This is a genomic window from Vineibacter terrae, from assembly GCF_008039615.1.
In the GTDB taxonomy this organism is placed as follows: domain Bacteria; phylum Pseudomonadota; class Alphaproteobacteria; order Reyranellales; family Reyranellaceae; genus Vineibacter; species Vineibacter terrae.
In genome coordinates, this window is record NZ_VDUZ01000100.1 from 1 (window position 1) to 6220 (window position 6220).

Annotated in this window: 4 protein-coding genes and 1 pseudogene; 2 read left to right on the plus strand and 3 right to left on the minus strand. The window is 67.9% G+C overall.

Annotated features, from left to right (window positions below):
• Positions 1–139: 139 nt before the first annotated feature.
• Together FHP25_RS40250 and FHP25_RS40255 are read right to left on the minus strand one after the other, a co-directional pair.
• Positions 140–1045 (minus strand): fatty acid desaturase, encoded by a 906-nt coding sequence (locus FHP25_RS40250; protein ID WP_147852651.1) that lies wholly within the window; start codon positions 1043–1045, stop codon positions 140–142.
• Entirely contained in the window at positions 1042–1992 is a 951-nt protein-coding gene (locus tag FHP25_RS40255) for a fatty acid desaturase family protein (RefSeq protein WP_147852652.1), read from the minus strand. The genes FHP25_RS40250 and FHP25_RS40255 overlap by 4 nt, the downstream gene beginning before the upstream one ends.
• 95 nt (positions 1993–2087) lie before the next feature.
• Here FHP25_RS40255 and ppc point away from each other — a divergent pair, with 95 nt between their 5' ends.
• Both ppc and FHP25_RS41225 read left to right on the plus strand, forming a co-directional pair.
• On the plus strand, positions 2088–4859 hold the full coding sequence (gene ppc, locus FHP25_RS40260) for a phosphoenolpyruvate carboxylase (RefSeq protein ID WP_147852653.1): 2772 nt from the start codon (positions 2088–2090) through the stop codon (positions 4857–4859).
• A gap of 80 nt (positions 4860–4939) precedes the next feature.
• Entirely contained in the window at positions 4940–5404 is a 465-nt protein-coding gene (locus FHP25_RS41225) for a hypothetical protein (RefSeq protein ID WP_178134149.1), read from the plus strand.
• Positions 5405–6105: 701 nt separating this feature from the next.
• On the opposite strand, the pseudogene FHP25_RS42180 reads toward FHP25_RS41225, so the two are convergent.
• A pseudogene (locus FHP25_RS42180) lies at positions 6106–6220 on the minus strand (IS5/IS1182 family transposase); the annotation flags it as partial.

Here is a 6220-nt window from a genome sequence, read left to right on the forward strand (position 1 = left end):
CAGCAACGCGCCTTCGATCTGCTCGACCTGACACCCTCGCTGTAGGCAGCACGAAACACTTCGCAGTCAACAAATCCCTGCGATCACAACAACTTGCTCAATTCCCTCAGGGGTAACTTCGGGCTAGCGCAGCAGCAGGCTACCCCCCGACGGCTGCTCGACGCCGCCACGGCCAGATATGCGGCGGATGGCCGGGATCGAGGAAGCCCAGGCCATGGGCGTGGCGCAGCACGCGCACGCCCGCCGCCTGCTGCTGCGCCGCGATCTCGCGGTGAAGCGCCTTCATGCGGGTCCAGTGCACCTTCGGCCGGTAGTGGTGCTCGGCGTGATAGCCGTTGTTCATCCACATCAGGTTGTAGAGGCGGGTATAGGAGCTGACGCCCCAGGCCATGGGCTGGTCGGGATCGCCGCCGAGATGCTCGTAGTAGCCGTTGAGCGCCGAGAGCATATGGCCCAGCGCCCAGAACGGCACCATGAACAGCACGAAGCGCCAGTCGAGCCAGGCCAGCAGCGCCACGAAGGCGATGACGCAGGCGAACTCGATCCGCATCCACCACAGGTCCCGGCGCTGCCGGCCGGTCAGCTTGCCGGTGTTGCCGGTCGGGCTGTCGCGGTAGTTCGACAGGATGATGTACGACAGCATCGGCTCGGGCTGTCCGCCATGCCCGAACCGATAGATGGAGAACGGGTCGACGGTGGCGCCGCCGGCGCCGGGGCGGTCGGAATTGCCGCTGTGGTGCCGCAGATGCGTATGGTGATGCTCGGTCTGCGAGAAGCCGCAGGCCAATGACAGCACGATGTTGAAGGCGCGGTTCAGCGGCGGCCAGGCGAAGTAGGGATTGTGCACCTGGTTGTGGGCGATGCTGTTGACGTTCCACGAGATGCTGACGGCGTAGAGCAGGGCCAGCGGCAGCATGCCCCACCACGGCAAGGCCTCGAAGGCGACGAGCAGGCCGATGACGGAAGCGGCATGCGCGATGCCCAGCACGATCGGGATCGCATCCCAGCCCGAATGGGCCAGCAGCAGGCGTTGCGGTTGCTTCATGCACCACCTGCCGGCGCGGCGCGACGTCCCAGCATGTGCGCGGCGAGCTTGCGCCACACATGCGGCGGATGGCTGGGCTCGAGGAAGCCGAGCGCATGGCAGGTCATGATCACCTTGACGCCAGCCGCCTTCTGCGCGTCGGCGATTTGCAGATGCAGCTCTTTCATGCGCGTCCAATGCTGCTTGGGTCGATAGTGGTGCTCGGCGTGGTAGCCGTTGTTGAACCACAGCCAATTGTAGAAGCGGTTGTAGGTGCTGACGCCCCATGCGATCGGCACGTCGGGATTGCCGCCGAAATGCTCGTACCAGCCGTTGAGCGACGACAGGCTGTGGCCGAGATAGTAGAACGGCGCCAGGCAGAGCACGGCCCGCCAGTCATGGACCGCGAGCAGGCCGTAGAACAGGACCACCGCCGCCATCTCGGCACGCGACCACAGCGCATCGAGCCGGCGCCGGCCGGTCATGCTGCTGAAATCCTTGGTCGGCGCGTCGCGGAAATAGCTCAGGAAGGTGTAGGCCCAGACATTCTCCGGCTCGCCGTGGTCGCCGCAGCGGTAGATCGACAGCGGATCGATGGTCTCGCCGTCGGGGCCGGGACGGTCGGAATTGCCGGCGTGATGGCGCAGGTGGACGTAGTGATACTCGGTCTGCGTGAAGCCCAACGTGAGCGACAGCAGCATGTTGAAGGCGCGGTTGAGCGCGTCGGACCTGAAATAGGGATTGTGGATCTGGTTGTGCGCGATGCCGTTGATGTTCCATGAGATCGACACGGCATAGGCCAGCGCCAGCGCGATGAACGCCCACCACGGCATGACCGGGAATGCCATCACCAGCGCGACGACGCCGGCGAGATGCGCCAATGCCGCCAGCACGGGAACGGTGTCCCAGGGCGAGTGGGCGAGCAGGAAGGGCGGCCGGGCGCGGGTGGCTTGTGCTACATCGCTCATCAGGACCGATCGGCGGATGCTGGCGTCACGCGCACGGCATGCGCCCATGGCCTGACGTGCCGCTGACGCGGCCAGGCCACAACCGGAGGCAGGCGATGGAGCATCTGGATCCGCGCGAGGACGTGCCCGAGAAGGACGTGCCGCTCCGCTACGACATCCGGCTCCTGGGCCGCATCCTGGGCGACACGGTGCGCAACCAGGAAGGCGAGAAGGTGTTCGAGCTGGTCGAGCGCATCCGGCGCACCGCCGTGCGCTTCCACCGCGATGCCGACGAGGCCGCTCGCCAGGAGCTGCAGGCGATCATGAGCAGCCTGCCGGCCGATCGGGCCGATCGCATCATCCGGGCGTTCGGCTACTTCTCGCACCTCGCCAACCTGGCCGAGGACCAGCACCACATCCGCCGCACGCGTGCCTACGCCATGGCCAACGCCGCGCCGCGGCCGGGCACGATGGCGTATGCGCTGGGCCACGCCCGGGCAAGCGGCGTGACGCAGGCGCGGCTGCAGGCTTTCTTCGCGCGTGCCCTGTGCTGCCCCGTGCTGACGGCGCATCCGACCGAGGTGCGCCGCAAGAGCTCAATCGACCGCGAGATGGAGATCGCACGCCTGCTGGACGAGCGCGACCGCATCCAGTTCACTCCGGAGGAGCTCGCTGCCAACCGCAAGGCCCTGCGCCGCGCCGTGCTGACGCTGTGGCAGACCAGCGTGCTGCGCACCACGCGCCTGCGCGTCATCGACGAGGTCGCCAACGGGCTTGCCTACTACGACCATACGTTCCTGCGCGAGCTGCCGATTTTCTATGCCGAGCTCGAGGATGACCTCGGCACCATGGAGCCGGCCTGGCAGGATCTTCAGGTGCCCTCGTTCCTGCGCATGGGCAGCTGGATCGGCGGCGACCGCGACGGCAATCCGTTCGTCACCGCCGAGGTGCTGCGCCAGGCATTGGCGATGCAGAGCGAGCGGGCGATACGCTTCCACCTCGACGAGCTGCACCGGCTGGGCGGCGAGCTGTCGCTCGACGAACGCATCGTGGGTGTGTCGAAGGCGGCGCGGGCGCTCGCCGAGCAGTCGCCCGACCGCGCGCCGGAGCGCCGGGACGAGCCCTATCGGCGCGCCATCGCCGGCATCTATGCGCGGCTGGCGGCGACCGCCTGGGCGCTCGACCGGCTGGAACCGCCGCACCCCGCCATCGGCCAGGCGCCGCCCTACGCTTCGGCCGAGGCGCTGCGCGCCGACCTCGACGTCATCCACGAGTCGCTGATGGCCAACGGATCGGCGCCCCTGGCGCGCGGGCGGTTGCGGCAGCTGCGGCGCGCGATCGACGTGTTCGGCTTCCACCTCGCGTCGCTGGACCTGCGCCAGAACGCCGACGTGCACGAGCGGGTGATCGCCGAGCTGCTGGAGACCGCCGGCGTCAGCGCCAACTATCGCACCCTGCCCGAGGCCGACCGCGTCCGCCTGTTGGCCGCCGAGCTGCGCAACGCGCGGCCGCTGGCGTCGCTGCACCTGGCCTATTCCGAGGAGACCGCGTCGGAGCTGGCGATGCTGCGCGTGGCGGCCGATGCGCACCGCCGCTACGGCGCGGCCGCCGTGCCCAATTACGTGATCTCCAAGGCCGACGGCGTCTCCGACCTCCTGGAAGTGGCGGTGCTGCTCAAGGAGGTCGGACTGCTGCGGCCGCGCGAGGATCGCCTCGACGTCAACATCGTGCCGCTGTTCGAGACCATCGCCGACCTGCAGCGCTGCGGCCCGATCATGGATGCGCTGTTCGGCCTGCCCGAGTATCGCCGGCTGCTGCCCTCGCGCAGCGGCCTGCAGGAGGTGATGCTGGGCTACTCCGACAGCAACAAGGACGGTGGCTACCTGACATCGACCTGGGAGCTGTACAAGGCGGAGGTGGCGTTGGTCGACACGTTCGCGCGCCACGGCATCGGGCTGAGCCTGTTCCACGGCCGCGGCGGCTCGGTCGGGCGCGGCGGCGGGCCGAGCTACGAGGCGATCCTGGCGCAGCCGCCGGGCGCCGTGCAGGGCTCGATCCGCATCACCGAGCAGGGCGAGGTGATCGGCGGCAAGTACTCCAATGCCGAGGTCGGCCGGCGCAACCTGGAGGCGCTGGCTGCTGCCACCCTGGAGGCGACGCTGCTGGAAGGGGCCCAGCCCGCGGCCCGCCCCGAGTATCTCGAGGTGATGGAGGCGCTGTCGGCGCACGCCTACCGCGCCTATCGCGACCTGGTCTACGGCACCGAAGGCTTCGAGCGCTATTTCCGCCAGTCCACCGTCCTGGGCGAGATCGCCAACCTCAACATCGGCAGCCGCCCGGCGTCGCGGTCCAAGCTGGGCGGCATCGAGGACCTGCGCGCCATTCCCTGGGTCTTCAGCTGGGCGCAGTGCCGCCTCATGCTGCCGGGCTGGTACGGCTTCGGCGCCGCGGTCAGGGCGTGGACCGCCGGCCGGCCGGCCGACGGCATGGCGACGCTGCAGGCCATGTACCGCGACTGGCCGTTCTTCCGCACCATGCTGTCGAACACGGACATGGTGCTGGCAAAGAGCGACATCGCGATCGCATCGCGCTATGCCGAGCTGGTCGACGATGCCGCGTTGCGCACGGCGATCTTCGCCCGGCTGCGCGCCGAGTGGCAGGAAGCGATCGACGCCGTGCTCGCGATCACGCAGCAGCAGACCCTGCTCGAGAGCAACCCGTTGCTGGCCCGCTCGATCCGTAACCGGTTCCCCTATATCGACCCGCTGAACCATGTGCAGATCGAGCTGCTCAGGCGCCACCGCGCCGGCGATGCCGACCCGGCGGTGATCCAGGGCATCCATCTCAGCATCAACGGCATCGCCGCCGGCCTGCGCAACAGCGGCTAGGATCGCCATGGACGCTCGGCGGTTTCCTTGCCAACATTGCGCTGGCGCCGACACGGCGCGGGGAGGCATGGGGCGAGGCGATGATGCGCGTCACGATACGGATCCTGGGCACGGCGTGCGCGCTGCTGGCCTTGGCGGCCTGCGGCACCGATTACGGCCGCAAGGCTGCGCTGGTGACGCCGGATGGCCCGACCCTGTCGGCCAATGTCGGCGGCACCGTGATGGATGTCCGCATCATGCGGGCGCCGCCCAGCCCGTATGGCCTGCTCAATGTCGACGGCCGGGAAGTTACCCGGGTGATGGTGCGCTTCGACGGCGTGCAGGGCGGCAGGGCGGTTCTGGTGCGCAACGACCTGGTCCTGGACACGCGCGACGCGGCGGTGCTGTGGGTGCCGGTGGGCGTGACCTCGCCGGATGGCGCCTACGCCGCGGCTGCGCAGCCCATCACCCTGGCCCTGGGGCCGGGCGAATATTACCCCCTCGAGGGCAAGCGCCTGATCGTGCGCCGGGTCAGCCGTGACACGCTGGAATACACCGTGGAATGAACCTTCCGGCGCATCCGGTAAATAAAGGGCAGAAAAAGCCCGCCACGGGGATTGGCCGGGCGGGCTAGGCATGTCGTGGGAGACGGAACGGGATAGGGACAGCCCTACCCCGAGCGCACGGTGCGCGGCGGCTGCAGGTTCCACAACCGCAGAATGTTCCTATTCGGACTGAACGGCGCCTCGCGGCGGCGCCGAGGGGAATGGGTTCCTGGCGGCTCTGCAGGGGCCGGAGCGGGTCCCCGATCTGGCGGCCGTGTCCAAGGCCCGAACCTTCACTTCAGCAAGAATCCGTGGAAATTCCCGGAAAAGACGCGGAAATCCTCCTGTTTGACATCCGGTAGAAGCTAGGTTGCCCTGCTCCTGTGAGTGGCAGAAGTCCACAGAGCGTTCGTCGCGATTAGGAGCCGGGCGCTAGGCAGTGCACGGGAGGCCAAGATGCCCGTCAATTGTACCTACTATCGGCTCAACCATGGATCTTGGGGAGGAAGGGCGGACCCGATGCAGAACGCCAGGGGCGCCGACCTCAACAACCATGCCGAGCGACTGGCCATGGGCCTCGCCCGTGGCGGCGATACGATCCTGCTTGTCCAGAATGCATTTCCTTGCCAGGATCGCAGCCCTCAGGGCGCTCCCGGTTGCCATGACTATCTGATACGGCAGTCAACAGCACAGGGAAGAAGAGCCGGCATTAGGGCCTGTTTTCAAACCCCGATCCAGATGAGGATACAGGCGATCAGCGCCATGGCGAGGTAGTTGCGGGCGGTCTTTTCGTAGCGAGTAGCGAACCGACGGAACCGCTTGAGGCGATTGATGCAG

Coding starts and splice junctions, on each gene's coding strand:
- FHP25_RS40250 (WP_147852651.1), bottom strand. CDS start 1,045: ATGAAGCAACCGCAACGCCTGCTGCTGGCCCATTCGGGCTGGGATGCG.
- FHP25_RS40255 (WP_147852652.1), bottom strand. CDS start 1,992: ATGAGCGATGTAGCACAAGCCACCCGCGCCCGGCCGCCCTTCCTGCTC.
- ppc (WP_147852653.1), top strand. CDS start 2,088: ATGGAGCATCTGGATCCGCGCGAGGACGTGCCCGAGAAGGACGTGCCG.
- FHP25_RS41225 (WP_178134149.1), top strand. CDS start 4,940: ATGATGCGCGTCACGATACGGATCCTGGGCACGGCGTGCGCGCTGCTG.